At 41.8% G+C, this 19,221-nt stretch carries 18 protein-coding genes; 12 read left to right on the forward strand and 6 right to left on the reverse strand.

What is annotated here, in order from left to right; translation table 11 throughout:
• Nucleotides 1-7: 7 nt before the first annotated feature.
• A complete protein-coding gene (gene dut, locus ACRWQN_RS02890; RefSeq protein WP_434927882.1) occupies nucleotides 8-466 on the reverse strand; it encodes a dUTP diphosphatase in 459 nt (152 codons plus the stop codon).
• Nucleotides 463-1,656, reverse strand: coding sequence for a bifunctional phosphopantothenoylcysteine decarboxylase/phosphopantothenate--cysteine ligase CoaBC (gene coaBC / locus ACRWQN_RS02895; protein WP_434927884.1), 1,194 nt, complete (start codon nucleotides 1,654-1,656; stop codon nucleotides 463-465). Before coaBC ends, dut begins: the two co-directional genes overlap by 4 nt.
• Before the next feature lie 151 nt (nucleotides 1,657-1,807).
• Here coaBC and radC point away from each other — a divergent pair, with 151 nt between their 5' ends.
• The 5 genes from radC to ACRWQN_RS02920 all read left to right on the forward strand — a co-directional run bounded on the left by radC (nucleotide 1,808) and on the right by ACRWQN_RS02920 (nucleotide 5,295).
• Nucleotides 1,808-2,485, forward strand: coding sequence for a RadC family protein (gene radC, locus ACRWQN_RS02900; protein WP_434927885.1), 678 nt, complete (start codon nucleotides 1,808-1,810; stop codon nucleotides 2,483-2,485).
• 121 nt (nucleotides 2,486-2,606) lie between these two features.
• A complete protein-coding gene (gene rpmB / locus ACRWQN_RS02905) occupies nucleotides 2,607-2,843 on the forward strand; it encodes a 50S ribosomal protein L28 (RefSeq protein ID WP_235086910.1) in 237 nt (78 codons plus the stop codon).
• Nucleotides 2,844-2,849: 6 nt separating this feature from the next.
• The gene (rpmG, locus tag ACRWQN_RS02910) at nucleotides 2,850-3,023 is read left to right on the forward strand and encodes a 50S ribosomal protein L33 (RefSeq protein ID WP_226411801.1); all 174 of its coding nucleotides are present in this window, start codon (nucleotides 2,850-2,852) and stop codon (nucleotides 3,021-3,023) included.
• A 267-nt stretch (nucleotides 3,024-3,290) separates the two neighbouring features.
• Entirely contained in the window at nucleotides 3,291-4,610 is a 1,320-nt protein-coding gene (gene argA, locus ACRWQN_RS02915) for an amino-acid N-acetyltransferase (RefSeq protein ID WP_434927887.1), read from the forward strand.
• A 145-nt stretch (nucleotides 4,611-4,755) separates the two neighbouring features.
• Complete coding sequence (locus ACRWQN_RS02920) at nucleotides 4,756-5,295, forward strand: PH domain-containing protein (protein ID WP_434939713.1); 540 nt, start codon at nucleotides 4,756-4,758, stop codon at nucleotides 5,293-5,295.
• Nucleotides 5,296-5,326: 31 nt separating this feature from the next.
• Here the strand turns inward: ACRWQN_RS02920 and rarD are convergent, their stop codons facing one another.
• Together rarD and ACRWQN_RS02930 are read right to left on the reverse strand one after the other, a co-directional pair.
• Nucleotides 5,327-6,229 (reverse strand): EamA family transporter RarD, encoded by a 903-nt coding sequence (gene rarD / locus ACRWQN_RS02925; RefSeq protein WP_434927890.1) that lies wholly within the window; start codon nucleotides 6,227-6,229, stop codon nucleotides 5,327-5,329.
• A gap of 115 nt (nucleotides 6,230-6,344) precedes the next feature.
• The gene (locus ACRWQN_RS02930) at nucleotides 6,345-6,809 is read right to left on the reverse strand and encodes a thioesterase family protein (protein WP_434927891.1); all 465 of its coding nucleotides are present in this window, start codon (nucleotides 6,807-6,809) and stop codon (nucleotides 6,345-6,347) included.
• A gap of 167 nt (nucleotides 6,810-6,976) precedes the next feature.
• Here ACRWQN_RS02930 and recQ point away from each other — a divergent pair, with 167 nt between their 5' ends.
• A complete protein-coding gene (gene recQ, locus ACRWQN_RS02935) occupies nucleotides 6,977-8,800 on the forward strand; it encodes a DNA helicase RecQ (protein ID WP_226411791.1) in 1,824 nt (607 codons plus the stop codon).
• Between the two features lie 99 nt (nucleotides 8,801-8,899).
• On the opposite strand, the gene ACRWQN_RS02940 is transcribed toward recQ, so the two are convergent.
• A complete protein-coding gene (locus tag ACRWQN_RS02940) occupies nucleotides 8,900-10,621 on the reverse strand; it encodes a hypothetical protein (RefSeq protein ID WP_434939714.1) in 1,722 nt (573 codons plus the stop codon).
• Between the two features lie 590 nt (nucleotides 10,622-11,211).
• Here ACRWQN_RS02940 and leuA point away from each other — a divergent pair.
• From leuA to ACRWQN_RS02970, 6 genes are all read left to right on the forward strand, one after another.
• Nucleotides 11,212-12,780, forward strand: a complete 1,569-nt coding sequence (gene leuA / locus ACRWQN_RS02945) for a 2-isopropylmalate synthase (protein ID WP_434939715.1) — start codon at nucleotides 11,212-11,214, stop codon at nucleotides 12,778-12,780.
• Nucleotides 12,777-13,871, forward strand: coding sequence for a 3-isopropylmalate dehydrogenase (gene leuB / locus ACRWQN_RS02950; protein ID WP_434939716.1), 1,095 nt, complete (start codon nucleotides 12,777-12,779; stop codon nucleotides 13,869-13,871). Before leuA ends, leuB begins: the two co-directional genes overlap by 4 nt.
• Nucleotides 13,871-15,283, forward strand: a complete 1,413-nt coding sequence (gene leuC / locus ACRWQN_RS02955; protein ID WP_434939717.1) for a 3-isopropylmalate dehydratase large subunit — start codon at nucleotides 13,871-13,873, stop codon at nucleotides 15,281-15,283. The genes leuB and leuC overlap by 1 nt, the downstream gene beginning before the upstream one ends.
• A 19-nt stretch (nucleotides 15,284-15,302) precedes the next feature.
• Nucleotides 15,303-15,908, forward strand: a complete 606-nt coding sequence (gene leuD, locus ACRWQN_RS02960; RefSeq protein WP_434939718.1) for a 3-isopropylmalate dehydratase small subunit — start codon at nucleotides 15,303-15,305, stop codon at nucleotides 15,906-15,908.
• A 226-nt stretch (nucleotides 15,909-16,134) separates the two neighbouring features.
• On the forward strand, nucleotides 16,135-17,739 hold the full coding sequence (locus ACRWQN_RS02965; RefSeq protein WP_434939719.1) for a diguanylate cyclase domain-containing protein: 1,605 nt from the start codon (nucleotides 16,135-16,137) through the stop codon (nucleotides 17,737-17,739).
• A 241-nt stretch (nucleotides 17,740-17,980) separates the two neighbouring features.
• Nucleotides 17,981-18,439, forward strand: a complete 459-nt coding sequence (locus ACRWQN_RS02970) for an Lrp/AsnC family transcriptional regulator (protein ID WP_434939720.1) — start codon at nucleotides 17,981-17,983, stop codon at nucleotides 18,437-18,439.
• A gap of 111 nt (nucleotides 18,440-18,550) precedes the next feature.
• Here the strand turns inward: ACRWQN_RS02970 and ACRWQN_RS02975 are convergent, their stop codons facing one another.
• Nucleotides 18,551-19,219: a DUF2959 domain-containing protein gene (locus tag ACRWQN_RS02975; RefSeq protein ID WP_434927904.1), complete on the reverse strand. Its 669-nt coding sequence runs from the start codon at nucleotides 19,217-19,219 to the stop codon at nucleotides 18,551-18,553.
• Between the last annotated feature and the right edge of the window lie 2 nt (nucleotides 19,220-19,221).

Raw genomic sequence — 19,221 nt, forward strand, 5'->3', positions numbered from 1 at the left:
AGTTGGGTTATTTGGTGCCAGAATGACCAAATCCACCTTCACCACGATCCGAGTGATTAAATTCATCTACTAGTGTAAATTGCGCCTGTACTATAGGTACAAATACCAGTTGTGCTAAACGATCGCCGATTTCTATCGTAAAAGATGCCGAGCCTCGATTCCAACAAGACACCATTAATGGACCTTGGTAATCAGAATCAATTAAACCGACTAAATTACCTAATACAATGCCGTGTTTGTGACCTAATCCCGAGCGTGGCAATATGATTGCAGCAAGGCTTGGGTCAGCAACATGAATTGCTATACCTGTTGGAATTAATACGGTTTCACCCGCGGCAATTTCCATCGTGGTGTCTATCATCGCACGTAAGTCCATACCAGCGCTGCCAGGTGTGGTATAGGCGGGCAGTGGGAACTCACTACCAATACGTGAATCTAAAATTTTTAGTTCAATAGGTGTTTTCATGTTGTCGGTAATTGTTGATTGATTAAAGTCAGCAGTTGGCGCGCTAACGAGAGTTTATCTGTTGCGGGTAATGAATGTTGCCCATCATGCCAAAATACCTGTAGTGCATTATTATCGGCATTAAAGCCTAGGCCTTGAATAGACACATCATTAGCGGCAATCATATCTAACTTTTTACGCTCAAGTTTACCGCGGGCATATTGTTCAATATTATTAGTTTCTGCCGCAAATCCAACGGTAAAGGGTTTATTGGCTAACGCTGCAACATTGGCGAGTATATCTGGGTTTTGCACCATAGACAGTTGCATTTTATCTGCCGACTTTTTCATTTTTTCAGTTGCGATGTCTGCAATTCGGTAATCCGCCACAGCGGCACAACCAATAAAAATATCTTGCTGGCTAATATTTGCCATAACCGCTGCTAGCATTTGCTCCGCTGATTCTATATCGATACGGCTGACATTGGCTGGGGTAGCCAAATTAACTGGACCACTAACAAGTGTAACTTCAGCACCCATTTCTGTCGCTGCTTGTGCTAAAGCAAAGCCCATTTTTCCCGAGCTATGGTTGGAAATATATCTTACAGGATCAATGGCTTCACGGGTGGGACCTGCTGTTAATAGCAATTTTTTACCCGCGAGCAGCTTTGGTGCAAAAAATTGAACCAATTGCTCTGCTATGGTTAATGGCTCAAGCATGCGTCCTGGGCCGACTTCACCGCAGGCCTGGCTACCGGACGCTGGTCCCCAAAGGGTAAAGTCTTTTCTAGCTAAATTAGCGATATTTTCTTGTGTAGCGATATTTTGATACATCTGCTGATTCATTGCAGGACAAATGATCACCGGTGCGCTAGTTGCCAAGCAGGTCGTGGTCAGTAAATCATCTGCCATGCCAGCATTAATGCGGGCAAGTAAGTTTGCTGTGGTAGGCGCAAGCAGTACAACATCAGCCCAGCGCGCTAATTCAATATGTCCCATAGCGGCTTCCGCAGCTGGGTCAAGTAAATCAGCCGCTACGGGATGACCTGATAAGGCCTGAATGGTTAAAGGAGTAATGAACTCCATCGCGCTTTGAGTCATGATAACTCGCACATCAGCGCCACGCTCTTTTAAGCGGCGAATAAGGTCGGCACTTTTATATGCCGCAATGCCACCGCCAATACCTAATAACACTTTCTTATCTGTCAGCATGGGTAAAAATTCGCTTCAAATCGTAATGCGGCTAACGATACCACAAAGCAATCAAAAGTGGGTGAAGATCCATTATCAAAATATTCGACCATACTGTGATGACAATAAATTATTTGAACAGATTTTATTCGATTAAAAACAAGGAATGTTTATGGGGATTAAAGATTGGCCGCAAGGCGAAGGACCGCGTGAAAAGCTATTACTCAATGGTGCAGGTCAATTAACGGATGCTGAATTATTAGCGGTAATATTACGTAATGGTTTGGCGGGACAAAATGCACTGGATTTATCACGTCAATTAATTACGCAATTTGGCGGTTTGCGTAAATTATTTTCAGCGCCCAAGCAGCAAATTTGTAAAGTTGCCGGTATTGGACCGGTAAAATATGCTCAATTACAGGCCGCAGCGGAGATTTCTAAGCGAATTGCACGAGAAAATCTACAAAAAGGCCAAATTTTGACAAATCCTGATTTAACTCGAGACTATTTAATGAGACAATTAGCGGACCGATCCTATGAAGTGTTCGCCTTGCTATTGTTGGATAACCAACATAGAGTCATTCAATTTGTAGAATTATTCCGCGGAACTATTAATTCAGCCTCGGTTTACCCCCGTGAGGTGGTGAGTTTAGTGTTGGAAAAAAACGCCGCGGCTGTAATAGTATGCCACAACCATCCATCAGGCATTGCAGAGCCCAGCCAAGCTGATCGGCGAATAACTGAGCGAATAAAAATTGCATTAGAAACTATCGATGTTTCTTTGTTAGATCATATGGTTGTGGGTGATAAAGAGATAGTATCCTTCGCTGAGCGAGGATGGATGTGTTAATCACTACTTGATCTTATGTAGCTAATCGTGTATAAAATGCGCCCTCTTTGTGCCTCGGGCGGCGGCCATACGAGGCACATTAATGCTCGAGCGTTAAAAATTTGTTTTGGAGAAGATTGACATGTCAAGAGTATGCCAAGTAACTGGCAAGAAGCCTATGGTTGGTAACAACCGTTCGCACGCTAAAAATTCGACTCGTCGTCGTTTTTTACCTAACCTACAAAACCACCGTTTTTGGTTAGAAGAAGAAAAACGCTTCGTGCAACTACGTGTATCTACTAAAGGTATCCGTATTATCGACAAAAGAGGCATTGAAGTTGTTGTTAAAGAACTTCGTGCCCGTGGCGAAAAGGTATAATAGAAAATGGCTAAATCTAAAGGTAATCGTGAGAAGATCAAATTAGTCTCTAGTGCTAAAACTGGTCACTTCTACACTACTGAAAAAAATAAGCGTAACATGCCTGAGAAAATGGAGATCATGAAATTTGATCCTGTTATCCGTCAGCACGTTATGTACAAAGAAGCTAAAATCAAGTAATTGATTTATGCCTCTTTTAAAAAGCCCCTTTATTGGGGCTTTTTTTATGTCTGCAATAAAGTAAGCTATACTAATGGCTTAAAGACTTTAACTAAATCGCCGTCCTATAGTTTTTACACTTGCTAGCGAATTTTTATTTTCCCCTAAGTGATAATAAATGCTGTTCTAGTGAATTAAAATGCAATAGGATTGCATAAAGTGTGATGTCTTAGGGGTGTCCTACATCACAATACAGAAACTTAATTATTTAATGAGGTGAATTTGCCTGTGAGAACTACAGAACTGGTTGATGGATTTCGTCATTCTGCTCCTTATGTTAACGCCCACCGCGGTAAAACGTTTGTGGTCATGTTAGGCGGGGAAGCGCTAGCGAATAATCACTTTCGCGGCATTTTGAATGATGTGGCGCTATTACATTCTCTCGGGATTAAAATTGTTCTTGTTTATGGTGCAAGGCCGCAAATAGATGCGGGCCTTCAGGCCGCGGGGATTGAGCCTGCTTACCATAATGGTGTGCGTATTACAGATGAAGATACCTTAAAGGTAATCAAACAAGTTGCCGGAGCCGTTCAGTTTGATATTACTGCGCGCTTATCCATGAGCCTTGGCAATACGCCAATGCAAAATGCACAAATCAACTTAGTCTGCGGTAATTTTGTGATTGCTCAGCCTTTAGGGGTCGACGATGGTGTTGATTTTTGTTTAAGCGGCAAAGTTCGCCGTATCGACACTCAAGGCTTAAAACGCCAGTTAGAAAATAATTGTATAATTTTAATGGGACCAATAGCGGCTTCTGTTACGGGCGAAAGCTTTAATTTAACCGCAGAAGAAGTGGCAACCCAGGTTGCTGTAAAACTAAAAGCGGATAAAATTATTGGTTTTAGTGAAACCAATGGCCTGTCTGATGAAAATGGCAATGCGATTGCTGAACTGATGCCAAATCAAGCCATAGAGCATTTAGCCAAAATGGAACAAAATGGTTCAGCTTGTACCGGCATTACAGCGTTTGTTAAAGCCAGTATTGATGCTTGTCGTAATGGTGTACCACGTTGTCATTTAGTCAGTTATTTAGATGATGGTGCCTTACTTCAAGAACTGTTCTCCCGCGAAGGGATTGGTACCCAAATTGTCACAGAAAGCGCAGAGCGCTTACGCCGCGCAACTATTGGCGATATTGGTGGAGTATTGAATCTTATTCGTCCATTAGAAGAGCAAGGTATTTTAGTGCGTCGCTCACGTGAACAGTTAGAGATGGAAATCGAGCAATTTATGCTGATCGAACGCGATAACTTAGTCATTGGTTGTGCCGCGTTATATCCATTTGAAGAAGACAATGCCGGTGAGTTTGCCTGTTTAGTTGTTCATCCTGACTACCGAGATGCAGACCGAGGCAGCGTGTTGTTAAACAACATTATTGGTCAAGCGCGTGTTCGTGGTTATTCACGCCTATTTGCCTTAACAACGCGCAGTATTCACTGGTTTTTAGAGCATGGCTTCAACATTGTAGAAGTAGAAGCATTACCCGGTAAGAAAAAGCAGTTGTATAACTATCAACGTCGCTCAAAAATATTGGCACTGGATTTATAATCAAATAACCCAGTTGTCTCGTTAAATATGCCGGTCTGTCCGGCATTTTTTATGCCTGCCATTTATTAAATCGATAAGTTGACATAATATGTCGTTACTGGCAGATTAAATTTATTATTATCTTTTTATCCAGTGGAATACGTTTATGGACATTATTTCTCTTAGTGCTTTAGGGCCGTCAGCGCTATATAGCCTGATAGGTTTGTTAGCAGGACTGCTTGTTATTGCCGTTATAGTATTGCGTAAACCTATGCCTAAAAATGCTAAGTATGCCTCTATGGGGATCTTATTGGCTGTGTTTGGGGTATTTGTATTAACCTTATATCAGTCATATAACAGTGAGCTAAAATGGGATGACACGGGCGTATCACTTAATTTACCGTTATATAGCCAAGATTTTACCGCGAGTGACATTGATTGGCAGGCTTCGTACATCGCTGATTTAGCGATTAAAACCCAATTGCAGCCTAAATGGCGTATCAATGGATTAGGATTGCCTGGTTACGCTTTAGGCTGGTTTAAATTACAAAATGGCAATAAGGCCTTACTGTCAGTTGTTGCGGCGGAAAATGGCACACAAAAAGTGGTAATAGTGCCTATTATCGATAAAGATTATGTGATCATGATTAGCGTGGAGCAGCCAGATACTGCACTGGCTTTGCTCCATACTCAACTAACCCATTAAATGAGTGCTTGTGGGGACTTGATGAGGTTAATTATACCTTGGCTGTATTAATGCGTTTTTGACGTTGTGCTAACATGTCACCGACAAATACCACAAGCGCTAACCAAATAAATCCAAACGTTAGGCCTTTTTCCATATCAAAAGGTTCATTAAACAGCTTGATAGCCAAAATGAACATAATACTGGGGCCTATATATTGAAAGAAGCCTAGAATTGAAAATGGGATACGTACCGCGGCTCCCGCAAAGCAAAGTAATGGAATAGTGGTGACAATACCTGCTGCAATTAAGGTGAGATTCAAACTAAGGTTGTTTACTAGCATACTGGTAGCAGATGAATCTAGCGTCACTAATAAGTAACCTAAAGCGATGGGTAAAAGCAATGCTGTTTCAACTAATAAGCCGGTTTTTGCATCGATATTGACCTTTTTACGCAGTAAGCCATAGAAACCAAAACTGGCTGCTAATGCAAGCGATATAAGTGGAATAGATCCAAACGAAATTAACTGTAGTAACACCCCAATGAAGGCTAGGCTCACAGCAACCCACTGCAATTTACGTAATCTTTCCCCAAGAAATAACATGGCTAAAAATACATTAAATAATGGGTTAATGAAGTAACCTAAACTGGCATCTAGCATTCGGTCATTATTGATGGCCCAAATAAAGATTAACCAATTGGCGGCGATTAATATCGAGGTGAAAACTAATACCGCAACTTGTTTAGGTTGTTTAAGCACTAAGCGTAAACGTCCAAATCCACCGATAAATTGCATTAATAGGATCATAAATACAAATGACCAAATTACTCGGTGCATCAAGATTTCAAGCGGAGACACTTGGATAAGTAATTTGAAGTAAAGCGGAGCAATTCCCCACATAGCGTAGGCGCACACAGCAAGTATAACGCCTTTGCGGTATTCTAAATCAGGCATAAGTTCACAGGAATTGTCAGGTAAATGAGCGGGAGATTGTAGGCCTGATAGTCGCCCGACTCAAGTAAACTTATTTATCTTATTAGATTGCTGCTGTAAAGATTCTGCCTCAAAACTAACCCACCATATAGGTGCCCGTGCCGAAGGCAATATGAGTGCCTTCCTCGTTATGTAATTCCATACGACAAACTGACACCCGATTACCTGAGCGAATAACACTGCCTGTGCCAGTGAAAACCTGACCTCTACCTGGGCGAAGATAATCAATGCGCATATCAATGGTACCTAAGGTGGTGAGGCGTTGTTGTAATTCTTCAATTTGCCAATTATCTCGACTGCCAACTAACCCTGCAAACACGGTTAAACCACCCACAACGTCCAGTATTGTTGCTGTTACTCCGCCATGAAGAATGTTTTGATGAATATTGCCAATTAATTCAGGTTTCATCTTAATGGCCACTTCTACGCCCTGAATATCGTAACGTATGATGTCTAATCCTAATAGATTATGAAACGGGACATGCTTATCGAAAATCTCTGCAACCTGCTGTAACACTTGAGCTTGAATGGGTGTTGTCATGTTCGTCCTTGCTTTCTATTAAACGTAGAGTATTTAATCTAGCGCTAATTCTAATCATTTGATAGAGGTGAATGTGGTTTAAGCCAAGACATCTGTGCATGGGTGCTTTAGAATAGTCGACTCATTTTGTTCCGTTCAACTAATTATGGATAAACCATTTTCCGCTAATGACATCACAACCCGTTCAATCTACTCATGCTGATTTATTAGCTGCTCAATTGCAGCAAGTCTTTGGTTATCGCGATTTTCGCGATGGGCAGCGTGAGGTTATTGAGCAAGCTTTATCCGGCAACGATACCTTGGTGATAATGCCAACCGGTGGTGGTAAAAGTATGTGCTACCAGTTACCAGCACTCGTTATGCCTGGGTTAACTATTGTGGTGTCACCGTTAATATCCTTGATGAAAGATCAAGTCGATAGCTTAAGGCAAAGTGGGGTTAGTGCGGCGTATTTAAATTCATCCTTACCACGGGAGCAAAGCGCCGCAATTTTGCGTCAGTTGCACCAGGGCGAAATAAAACTGCTTTACGTGTCTCCTGAACGGTTATTAAGACCGGACTTTATTGAGCGCATGCATGAGCTTACCATTTCATTATTTGCCGTTGATGAAGCGCATTGTATTAGTCAATGGGGTCATGATTTTCGACCTGAATATGCCGCATTAGGTGCGCTTAAACAGCATTTTCCCCACATTCCATTAATGGCATTAACGGCCACAGCAGACCATGCTACCCGTCAGAGTATTTGTGAGCGTTTGCATATTCAGCCCTATACTCTATTAGCCAGTTTTGATCGTCCAAACATTCGCTATACCGTAGCGGAAAAACTCAATGCAGCGAATCAATTACGCCAATACCTCCAAGTTCAAAATGGCGCCAGTGGGATTATTTATTGCAGCAGTCGACGCCGCGTTGATGAAGTGTCTGAGCGCTTACGTTTACAAGGTTTTAACGCGCAAGGTTACCATGCGGGCATGAGTCAGGATGACAGAGCGGATATACAGGATAAATTTTTAAAAGACCAAGTCGACATAGTCGTTGCGACAGTGGCATTTGGTATGGGGATCAATAAATCGAATGTGCGGTTTGTGGTGCATTACGATATTCCTAAAAGTATTGAATCCTACTACCAAGAAACAGGCCGTGCCGGTCGAGATGGGTTAGAAGCCGAAGCCTATATGTTATTTGACCCCGCCGATATCGGCAGGGTTAGACACTTGATTGAACAATCTGAACCGGGTCCGCAACAACAGGTTGAGTTTCATAAGTTACATACCATGGCCGCGTTTGCTGAAGCGCAAACTTGCCGTCGTCAGGTACTACTGCATTATTTTGATGAGAGTGCCTCTGAACCCTGTGGTAACTGTGATATTTGTCTTGACCCCCCTAAACGATACAACGGTACAGAAGATGCGCAAAAAGTGCTTTCCTGTGTATTTCGATTACAACAACGCTTTGGCATGCATCATATTATTGATGTGCTAAGAGGTTCTAAAGCTGCCAATGTGATGGATAGGGGTCACGACAAGCTGACAACCTGGGGAATTGGTGCAGATAAGTCCGCCGAACATTGGTTAAGTGTACTTAGGCAATTGATTCATCTTGGCTTAGCGAGTCAAGACATTACCCGTGGCTCAAGTATTCGCTTAAACCCCGCCGCCCGACCGATTTTAAAAGCTGAAATGGCGCTGATGTTAGCTGAGCCGCGGATCCAGTTACTAGATGTGAAACGTAAGCCTAATACCCGCTCAGTGCAGCAATATGATCGTAAGTTGTTTGCACGCTTAAAGCTATTGCGGCGCGAGCTTGCTGAACAACACGATATACCTCCTTATTTGGTGTTTAATGATGCAACGCTGGCTGAAATGTCTGCCATGTTACCCACAAGTCCAGGTGAAATGCTGGCTGTAAACGGCGTAGGCCAAATTAAACTAGACCGCTTCGGTGGTGAGTTTCTTGATGAGATCAGTGACTATTTAGCCAACAGCTAATGTCTCGGTTATCAGGCCATAAAACGCTGCTAAATCAAAAAATGTTCAAGTAGAACACCAAATAACAACCATTACCTCTAATCCAGTTTGTTTAATATTTTATTTACTACTTTGGTGCCACTTCTGTAAATTGCCTAGCTGATTTAATTCTGCACGTTTAATTAAGCTATCAAGGTTGTCCAGCTGCTGCAGGCTGGCAATGCCAAAGTTAACTTTAATTGATTGATATGGCTGAATAGTAATCGCAAGTTGATTAACTACTCTTGTAGCGCCTTCATCGGATGTGAAGGGCAGTAATACAGCTATTTGGTTGCTTTTTTGGCGCAAAATTTTATCTTGCTCTCGTAAGACTTGCTGCATTGCTCCTTGTACTATCGCAATATCCACATCACGCATATTGATGGTGTCCAGGAGCAACAATGTAAGCGGATTATGGCTCTGCTTCGCTAAGCTTAACATTGCATCTATTTGCTGTAATGGGTCGTCATTATTTCTCAAGTTGAGTTCAGTTTTAGGCTTGCGAGAGATGAAGAAAATAAACGATGCCAATAAAATAAAAATAGCTAAACTTAATAGCGCGATATTTTGTGCTTGAAAGATTAACGATGATGGGTCTATTTGTTGGGTAATATTTTCAATGGGTTCGCGATTAGCCTTGAGCTGCGCAATGCGTGTATTAGTCAGTTTTTCACTGGCCTTTTGACTTGCAGCATATTTAAGTTCTTGCTGATGAAACGCTAATTTATATTGATTGTTGCTGCTGTAATGTTGACTTAGAATTTGATGAAACTCTACTAGATCAAAAAATTGATTATTATCATTAGCTTGGGCAATATTTTGATCCATTAGCGATAACGCTTGCTGGTTTTTATCTTGAGCGAAATAAATCATTGCTAAAGTACGTTTAGCCCGCATTAATTTAATATTGTCATTAGTATTGATAAAATGCTTGATGCTTTTTTCAATAGCGGTTTCTGCTGAGAGTAAGTGACCCAGGTGCAGTTCGATATAAGCCGTTTGGGCATTAAAATTAGCTTGGTTATTTAAGTTATCTGGTTCAGGTGACAGGGTTTTAGTTAACGCTAAATAGTGCTCTGCAGATTTTAAATCACCTGAAGAGATAGAAATTCGTGCCAAGTAAAACCCCACTGCGGTGGCAATTACACCATTAGCCTGATGTGAGGCTTGTGCTTCTTTTGCATAGGCTAATGCAGCTAATAAATCGCCAGAAGAGTACATTAAATTACTCATTACCAGTGCCAAGTATGGTTCGGGCAGCATGTACCATGAAGGAGTTTGAGCTTTGGCAACAGGATATAAGTCTATGGCGACTTTGATATCTTCAGATGCTTGTGAGAAGGTTTCATTAGTATTATTTCTGGTACTTCTAGTCATTAAGCCCTGAACTAATGCTTGAGGCTGGTTATATAGCTGAGCTAATTTAATCGATTCCTCATTGACGAGTGCGGCCAGAATTTGTTCCCCCTCCAAATCCAATGCACTTGCTTCACAGGCCAAAAAATAGGGTTTGGCTAAATCTATACGCATTTTTTGAGCCATATCGACGCCAACTTTGGCTACTTTAATGGCTTGTGAATTTAAACCCAAATTAATCAGATTAAAACAACTTAACAAATGTAATCTCAAATAATGACGGTCAGAAAAAGGCGTTGCTTGATGCAAAGAATCAAGTTCATCAATCAGTTTTTTAGCCTGGGCTGGATACTGTGGTGACAGCCAATCGATGTAATCGAGCTTTTCTGTTTTCGTTTTAAGCTGATAATCAGCATGAGTTAGTGCGGGTGGGTAAGTTGCAGCCAAAGCTGTGTTGCTGTTTAAGGATACTGCTGCAGTAATCAGTATCAGTGATCCTGTGATAAATAAGCAATACACACGTATAAACCGCTGCAACAAAAACATGATGACCTATAGGGACTGTTAAAAAGATGTCTGAGTAGTGTTGAGTATACCGATTTCACGCTAAATAATGCACAAAATTAGTGACTAAGTTAGAATTGAAACAATGAGATAGCTCAATTTATAACGCTATTTATTCAATGATTATTCATTTTAATTGTCACTCATATTATTCAACTTAGTAAAAAGGGGGTTGACACTGAGGCGTTGCCAAGGTAATTATTAACCCAAGAGAAAATTTGATAACTGTAAAAATAGAATAGATATTTAAAAATTATGAATAACACTAACGTACTTCTAGGGCTCCTTCTCCTCATTCGCAGAAACTGCGCGGAGCCTGTTGTGCTGAATGTGAATTAATTTTCTCACCAATCACAAACCCCGCGCATGATGTCGCGGGGTTTTTTGTTTATACGCATTTGAAAATGTATTAATTACCGAGAAGCAATTGCCGATTTAGTTTAAAAAGCAAAGGCAAAAATGGAGTAAAGTCGATGTCTGATAGAGTCATAATTTTTGATACCACATTAAGAGATGGTGAGCAGGCTTTGGCGGCCAGTTTGACGGTGAAAGAAAAACTTCAAATCGCATTAGCATTAGAACGTCTTGGTGTAGATGTAATGGAAGTAGGGTTTCCTATTTCATCACCTGGTGATTTCAAGTCGGTACAAACTATTGCCCAAACCATTAAAAACAGTCGTGTCTGTGCGCTAGCACGTGCCCTAGAAAAAGACATTGATGCAGCAGCTCAAGCCTTATCTGTGGCAGAGCAGTTCCGTATTCATACCTTTATTTCTACTTCAACTATTCATGTTGAAAGCAAATTAAAACGCAGCTTTGATGATGTGCTAGAAATGGCCGTTAACGCGGTTAAATATGCGCGTAAATTTACCGATGATGTTGAGTTTTCCTGTGAAGATGCCGGCCGTACACCGATTGATAATTTATGTCGTATGGTTGAAGCGGCAATTACTGCGGGTGCGCGCACCATTAATATCCCGGACACCGTCGGCTATACCATCCCAAGTGAATTCGGCGGCATTATTCAGACCTTGTTTAATCGCGTCCCTAATATCGATCAAGCGGTAATTTCAGTCCATTGCCACGACGACTTAGGATTGTCGGTTGCCAATTCGATTACCGCCGTTGAAATGGGGGCTCGTCAGGTTGAGTGTACTATTAATGGTATTGGTGAGCGTGCTGGTAACTGTTCTCTTGAAGAAATCGCGATGATTTTATCGACTCGCAAAGGCTTATTAGATCTAGAATGTGGCATTAACGCCAAAGAGATTTATCGTACTTCAAGTTTGGTTAGCCAGTTATGTAATATGCCTATTCAGGCCAATAAAGCGATTGTTGGTGCGAATGCCTTTTCACATTCGTCAGGTATTCACCAGGATGGCATGTTAAAAGCCAAAAATACTTACGAAATAATGACCCCAGAAAGCATTGGCTTAAATCGTAATAACTTGAACATGACTTCACGTTCAGGCCGTCATGTGATTAAGCATCGCATGGAAGAAATGGGTTATTTGACGACTGATTATGATATGGACAGTTTGTATGATCAGTTCTTAAAATTAGCCGATAAAAAAGGCCAAGTATTTGATTATGACCTTGAAGCCTTAGTGTTTATGGAATCACGAGCTCAAGATGATGATAACTATGAATTACAACACATGATGGTGCATTCAGATTCAACCGAAGGTGTGGCGACAGCCACTATTCGTATTATGGTTGATGGCGAGCAAAAAACGGAAGCTGCCACAGGTAACGGTCCAGTTGATGCAGCATACAACGCGATTGCCCGAGCAACTGGGCGTGAGATAAATATTACTAGCTATAAATTAGGTGCTAAAGGTGAAGGCCAAAACGCACTAGGGCAAGTGGATATTACCGCCAAATATAATGGCCAAAACTTCCACGGAGTTGGTTTGGCTACCGACGTAGTTGAGTCGTCAGCGCAAGCGTTAGTGCATGTGATGAACTTAACTTATCGTGCCGATAAAGTGGCTGATTTTAAACAACAGATTCATAAAGATAGGGAGTTAGGTGGCGTATGAGTTATCAAGTAGCAGTATTGTCGGGTGATGGTATCGGTCCTGAAGTGATGGCTGAAGCCCGTAAAGTGCTTGTCGAAGTCGAAGCACGCTTTAACCTCGATATTAAATACACCGAATATGATGTAGGCGGCATTGCGATTGATAATCATGGCTGCCCATTACCCGATGCCACATTAAAAGGCTGTGAAGCCGCCGATGCGATTTTATTTGGTAGCGTTGGTGGTCCAAAGTGGGAAAAACTACCGCCTAACGACCAACCCGAGCGCGGTGCATTATTACCGCTTCGTGGTCACTTTGAATTGTTTTGTAATCTACGTCCTGCAAAATTACACGATGGCTTAGAGCATATGTCACCATTACGTAGTGACATATCTGCCCGTGGTTTTGACGTGTTGTGCGTGCGTGAGCTAACCGGTGGCATTTACTTTGGTAAGCCAAAAGGGCGCCAGGGCGAAGGGGATGATGAAGAAGCATTTGACACTATGCGTTATAGCCGCCGCGAAATTAGCCGTATTGCCCGTATCGCATTTGAAGCAGCGCGCGGTCGCAAAAATAAAGTCACCTCGGTCGATAAAGCCAACGTGCTAGCGTGCTCGGTATTATGGCGTCAAGTGGTTGAAGAAGTTGCGATCGATTTCCCAGATGTTGAGCTGGAACATATCTATATTGATAATGCGACCATGCAATTGTTACGCCGCCCAAATGAGTTCGATGTGATGTTATGTTCAAACCTTTTTGGTGACATTATCTCTGATGAAATCGCCATGTTAACGGGTTCTATGGGTCTATTATCATCGGCCAGCATGAACAGCACAGGTTTTGGTTTGTTTGAACCCGCTGGTGGCAGTGCGCCAGACATTGCAGGGCTTGGTATTGCCAACCCAGTAGCGCAAATTTTATCTGCAGCATTAATGCTACGTCACAGCTTTAAAGAAGAAGCCGCGGCAACCGCCATTGAGCGTGCCGTAAGTAAAGCATTGTCGGCGGGCTATTTAACCGGCGAGTTATTAACAGCAGAGAAGCGCGACCAAGCCAAATCGACTAAGCAAATGGGTGACTTCATCGCTAATGCTATTAAGGAAGGTGTCTAATGATGCAAACTAGCGCAAAAACATTGTACGAAAAAGTATGGGATGCACACATAGTCGCCAGCCCAGAAGCTGAGGCGCCAATTATTTATGTGGATCGTCATTTAGTGCATGAAGTGACATCACCGCAAGCGTTTAGTGGCTTAAAGGTTGCGGGACGTAAATTACGCGCACCAGAAAAAACTTTTGCCACCATGGATCACAACACTTCAACTAAAAGTGCCAGCCTTGATGCGCTAAGCCCAATGGCACGCATTCAAGTTGAAACTCTAGCGCAAAACTGTAAAGACTTTGGTGTGCGCTTATATGATATTCATCATCCCAACCAAGGTATTGTGCATGTAATGGGGCCTGAGTTAGGTATTACATTACCTGGCAGTGTTATTGTCTGTGGTGACTCGCATACTGCTACACATGGTGCGTTTGGCGCACTGGCATTTGGTATTGGTACCTCTGAAGTTGAGCATGTATTGGCGACACAAACCTTACGTCAATTAAAAGCCAAAACCATGCGAGTAGAAGTGCGTGGCAGTGTCACTGACGGCGTGACAGCTAAAGATATCGTATTAGCCATTATTGGTAAGCTTGGCATGGACGGTGGCACAGGTTATGTGGTCGAATTTTGTGGTGATGCAATTGCCGCATTATCAATGGAAGGCCGTATGACCTTATGTAATATGGCCATTGAAATGGGTGCTAAAGCTGGCATGGTAGCACCTGATCAAACTACTTTTGACTACTTAAAAGGGCGCGAATTTGCACCAAAAGGCCAAGATTGGGAGAAGGCGGTTGCCGCTTGGTCTGAATTGAAAACCGATTTAGATGCCCAGTTTGATGCGCAAGTAGTGCTAGAAGCGAAAGATATTGCGCCGCAGTTAACCTGGGGAACTAACCCTGGTCAAGTGGTTGCAATTGATGGCGTAGTACCTAATCCAGATGATGAGACCAATAGTACTGAGCGCAACAGTATCATTAAGGCATTAGAATATATCGGCCTGACATCGGGCACAAAAATGACCGATGTGACCATCAATAAAGTGTTTATTGGCTCGTGCACTAATTCGCGCATTGAAGATTTACGCTCCGCTGCTGCACACGCTAAAAATCGTAAAGTGGCGGTAGGTGTTGTGGCTATTGTTGTGCCGGGTTCTGGCCAAGTAAAGTTGCAGGCAGAAGCTGAAGGTTTAGATAAAATATTTATTGAAGCCGGCTTTGAGTGGCGTTTACCGGGTTGTTCGATGTGTTTAGCCATGAATGATGACCGTTTAGAAGCCGGTGATCGCTGCGCATCAACCAGCAATCGTAACTTTGAAGGTCGTCAGGGCCGGGGTAGCCGTACTCACTTAGTGAGCCCGGCCATGGCCGCGGCAGCGGCAATAGCCGGTCATTTTGTTGATATTCGCAAACCTTACTAAACCGATAAAGGAGAGAAACATGCAAGCATTTACTGCCCATACCGGTTTAGCGGTAACCATTGATAGTGCCAATATTGATACCGACCAAATTATTCCAAAGCAATTTTTGTCTAAAGTAACCCGAGACGGTTTTGGGGTTCATTTATTTCACGATTGGCGTTATTTAGACGATGCAGGCGATAAGCCCAACCCTGATTTTGTGTTAAATCATCCGCGTTATAAGGGCGCCTCAATTTTACTCACCCAAGAAAACTTTGGTTGTGGCTCAAGTCGTGAACATGCTCCTTGGGCATTAGCGGACTTTGGTTTACGGGTAATTATTGCGCCTAGCTTTGCTGATATTTTTTACGGCAACTCAATTAACAATGGTTTGTTACCGGTAAAATTAGCGGCTGATCAAGTGCAGCAATTAATGAATGAAGTCGCAGCCAAAGAAGGTGCTGAAATTACTGTCGATTTACAAGCGCTGCAAGTTACCTCACCAACAGGTGCTGTGTTTAGTTTTAGTCTTACTGAATCAGCGCGTCATAAATTGCTAAATGGTTTAGATGCCATAGGATTAACCTTGTCGTTTGAGCAAAGCATCACCGATTATGAAGCTAATATTCCAGCTTGGTATGCATAAAACTTACCGCTAAAAGGTGGGTTAATTTTTTAAAAACCTTCTAGCAATAGAAGGTTTTTTATTGGATACCATTTAATTACATTGAGTTTTCTTTAGTGCGCAACTTTAAGCTCTTATTAAGCCTAGTTGCATTTTGTAGCGTTTGTGAATAAGGTGTTTCATTTTTGTGTTTGGCTAATGGACTTTTCGCTTACATGGAGCTGGGTTAAATGAGAGCAAGTTATTAATGAAACTATCTTTTAGATGCTCGTTATTATTAGTGATGGTGCTAGTCTCGCTAGTGCCGATTATTTCTATGGCGGTATGGTCGAATCATAATGTATTTGAAGATGAATATCGGACGGTAGAAGAAAAGCATTTACTACTAGCCAAAAATATTTCTCAGGCATTAGAGCGCTATGCCATTGATGCTTTAGCTATTTTTACTCGTGCGAGTGATTCAGTGGTATCGCAAACCTTAGCAACAGAATTTATTCAGTTGATGCAGTATGTCGATGTTATTTCATTAGGTGAATTTGATCAGCATGGCAAATTACAAGCGGTTATTTTTGGTCCTGAAAACTCACAGCCTACCTCGTTAACCTCTTCATTAAACCCATTTAATTTAACTGATATTAATCGTAGCCGCTTCACCCCAATCCATAAAAAAGGGGTTACCAAGCCGACCTTATATATGATCCGCCAAAGTGATGATAAACGCATATGGCTCGCCACTATGCACTCTAGCTATATCGAACAATTACAATCAGCGGTTAAATTTGGTCAAGGCGGGCATGCTGCTATTGTTGATCAACAAGGTAATGTATTAGCCCATCCGAATAAGTTATGGCAACAAGAAAGTAAAGACATCAGCGCCATCAGTGTAGTGCAAAATATGATGATGGGTGGTTCAGGCGTTATGGCGTTTTATTCTCCGGCGGCAAAGGTTGACATGATAGCCGGCTATACCGTGGTACCGAGCACAGGATGGGGGGTGATGATCCCCCAGCCAAAAAGTGAATTATTAGCCCGTGCAGATGAACAAGCCGGCATTATTTTAACGCTAGCAATTAGTGCCTTTATTGTTTGCGTTGTCATTTCGTGGTGGATCTCTGGGTTAATTACGCGTCCGATTGCGTTATTAATTGATACTACTAATGGTTTAACCTTTGCCCCTAACACCTTAAAAAAACTGCCTTTATCGCGATTAACAACCAAAGAGTTTGTGCAGCTTTTTGAAAGTTTTAACCATATGTCTGAAGAGATTAAAAAAAGTCGCTATGAGTTAGAGCGTCGCGTAGCTGATAGAACAGCAGATTTGGCACAAGCCCAGACAAAAGCGCTGCACTTGGCTAATCATGATATGGTCACAGGGTTACCTAACCGCATGGCGATTAGAGATATGATCCAAAACTTATTATCCGAAAAGCGTCACTTTTCATTATTATTTATCGATCTTGATGGTTTTAAGTTGATCAATGATAACTATGGGCATGGCATTGGTGACTTATTACTTAATGAGGTGGCTAAGAGAGTCAGCCGAGATCTGTTTCATGGTGATATTATTGCCCGCTACGGCGGCGATGAGTTTATTGTATTGTTACCCAACAAAGACCAGGCGCAAACCGCTAACTTTGTTGCCAATAAAGTATTGGATATTATAAAGTTACCTTATGAATTAGAGGGGCATACTTTGTTTGTAGGTGCTTGTATTGGGGTGGCATTGTGTCATGGAGATGATGTGGATACAGATAGCTTGATTCACCGAGCAGATATTGCCATGTACAAAGCCAAGCATAATGGCAAAGATCAAATATCTATTGCGCAAGATGCTGTTTTTTGTGATAGCTAGCCAAACTTAACTCAATCAGTTAATGGTTCTACCTTAGTTGATCCCGTCGTGGTGAATTTATCATCACCACCTTTAGTGCTGCTGGGCAAGTAGCTGGATTACATATTAGGCCCAATGCAGATTATGCGGCAAATAAATCTGAAGTGCGTTATTCTCAACCGCAAGTGGTGGGAGAGGCTCCTATAATTGTGGTTCAAGTTAATGGCTGTTAGAAACAGTTTTAAAGATAATAGGCTATACAATGGATAAAAAAGACTTAAAGTTACTTGATATTTTGCAGCATCAGGGCCGTATTTCAATAGCCGACTTAGCTGATAAAATGAATATGTCTGATACCCCTTGTTTACGCAGAGTGAAAAAGCTGGAACAAGATAAAGTGATTATTGGCTATCAAGCCCAGCTAGATCCGCAAAAACTCGATCTTAATATCAGTGCGTTTATCTATGTTCGATTGGCTGATTGCACCAGCATTAAAGCGGATAAGTTTGAATTAGAGATGACTAAGCTGAAGCAAGTGATGGAATGTGCTGTGATCACTGGTGAATATGATTACATGCTTAAAATTGTCGCGAAAGATTTGTTGAGTTTAGAATGTTTGATTAAACAAAATATCAATAACATTGATAATGTTGCTCAAGTTCATTCAACGGTGGTGTTAAAGCCGGTGTTTAGCCGCACTATGTTGCCGTTAGATCAGTAGACATACATGACTAAAATGCCGTATTACTGCTAATAGTAATACGGCATTTTAGTCAGCGTCAGACAATAAGCAGCTGTTAAATAAAATTATATTATCCAGAGCTGAGGTTGTTTAGCTAGCTGTTTCCATTGATTTAATAAACGCATTAGATTCAGCAATCGACTTGTTCATCTCTTTAATCAAGCTTGAAATGTCAGTCTGTAGGCTGCTGAATTCGCCTTTAATTGCGCCAATAGCCTGCGCATTAAGGTTGTGTTTTAAATACAGCATATTATCTTTCATCGCAGTTAAAATTGGCGGCATTTTAGCTTCAGCTCTGCGCATACTTTTCACTAAAGAGTTGTATGAACGCTGAGTCTCTTTCAGTTTGCTAGTGCTGTTACGACGTAAACTGGCCTTGCTGATTTCATCTATTTCAGATTGCCATTCTTCAAATAATGCTTCAGCCACATCTTCTACTTTATCTATACGATTACTCACATCATCAGCGGCAGCCTGCGCTGACTCATATTCGTCTTTAGCTTTGTTATAGGCTTTTTCTAAATCGCCGCCATCAAATGCCAGTAATGCCTGCATTTCAGCTAATGCAGAACTAAATTGCTCTTGCGCTTCTTCCTGTGACTCTTTTGCATCTTGCACGCGGTCGACCATAATATCACGCTTGTGATAGCCGACTTTTTCCATCGCGCCATAATAAGCACTTTGACAACCACCTAATGAAAGGGTGCTTGCTGCTAACGTTAAAGCAAGTCCGATGTTAATTATTTTTGAGGTTTTCATTT

Source organism: Shewanella sp. HL-SH8 (assembly GCF_051165765.1).
Taxonomy (GTDB): Bacteria; Pseudomonadota; Gammaproteobacteria; order Enterobacterales; family Shewanellaceae; genus Shewanella; species Shewanella glacialimarina.

What these genes read in the sequence shown, in the direction of transcription:
- rpmB (WP_235086910.1), top strand. Translation starts at nt 2,607, where the DNA reads ATGTCAAGAGTATGCCAAGTAACTGGCAAGAAGCCTATGGTTGGTAAC.
- coaBC (WP_434927884.1), bottom strand. Translation starts at nt 1,656, where the DNA reads ATGCTGACAGATAAGAAAGTGTTATTAGGTATTGGCGGTGGCATTGCG.
- ACRWQN_RS02930 (WP_434927891.1), bottom strand. Translation starts at nt 6,809, where the DNA reads ATGACAACACCCATTCAAGCTCAAGTGTTACAGCAGGTTGCAGAGATT.
- radC (WP_434927885.1), top strand. Translation starts at nt 1,808, where the DNA reads ATGGGGATTAAAGATTGGCCGCAAGGCGAAGGACCGCGTGAAAAGCTA.
- dut (WP_434927882.1), bottom strand. Translation starts at nt 466, where the DNA reads ATGAAAACACCTATTGAACTAAAAATTTTAGATTCACGTATTGGTAGT.
- leuD (WP_434939718.1), top strand. Translation starts at nt 15,303, where the DNA reads ATGCAAGCATTTACTGCCCATACCGGTTTAGCGGTAACCATTGATAGT.
- leuC (WP_434939717.1), top strand. Translation starts at nt 13,871, where the DNA reads ATGATGCAAACTAGCGCAAAAACATTGTACGAAAAAGTATGGGATGCA.
- rpmG (WP_226411801.1), top strand. Translation starts at nt 2,850, where the DNA reads ATGGCTAAATCTAAAGGTAATCGTGAGAAGATCAAATTAGTCTCTAGT.
- ACRWQN_RS02975 (WP_434927904.1), bottom strand. Translation starts at nt 19,219, where the DNA reads ATGAAAACCTCAAAAATAATTAACATCGGACTTGCTTTAACGTTAGCA.
- ACRWQN_RS02970 (WP_434939720.1), top strand. Translation starts at nt 17,981, where the DNA reads ATGGATAAAAAAGACTTAAAGTTACTTGATATTTTGCAGCATCAGGGC.
- recQ (WP_226411791.1), top strand. Translation starts at nt 6,977, where the DNA reads ATGACATCACAACCCGTTCAATCTACTCATGCTGATTTATTAGCTGCT.
- ACRWQN_RS02920 (WP_434939713.1), top strand. Translation starts at nt 4,756, where the DNA reads ATGGACATTATTTCTCTTAGTGCTTTAGGGCCGTCAGCGCTATATAGC.
- leuB (WP_434939716.1), top strand. Translation starts at nt 12,777, where the DNA reads ATGAGTTATCAAGTAGCAGTATTGTCGGGTGATGGTATCGGTCCTGAA.
- ACRWQN_RS02965 (WP_434939719.1), top strand. Translation starts at nt 16,135, where the DNA reads ATGAAACTATCTTTTAGATGCTCGTTATTATTAGTGATGGTGCTAGTC.
- leuA (WP_434939715.1), top strand. Translation starts at nt 11,212, where the DNA reads ATGTCTGATAGAGTCATAATTTTTGATACCACATTAAGAGATGGTGAG.
- rarD (WP_434927890.1), bottom strand. Translation starts at nt 6,229, where the DNA reads ATGCCTGATTTAGAATACCGCAAAGGCGTTATACTTGCTGTGTGCGCC.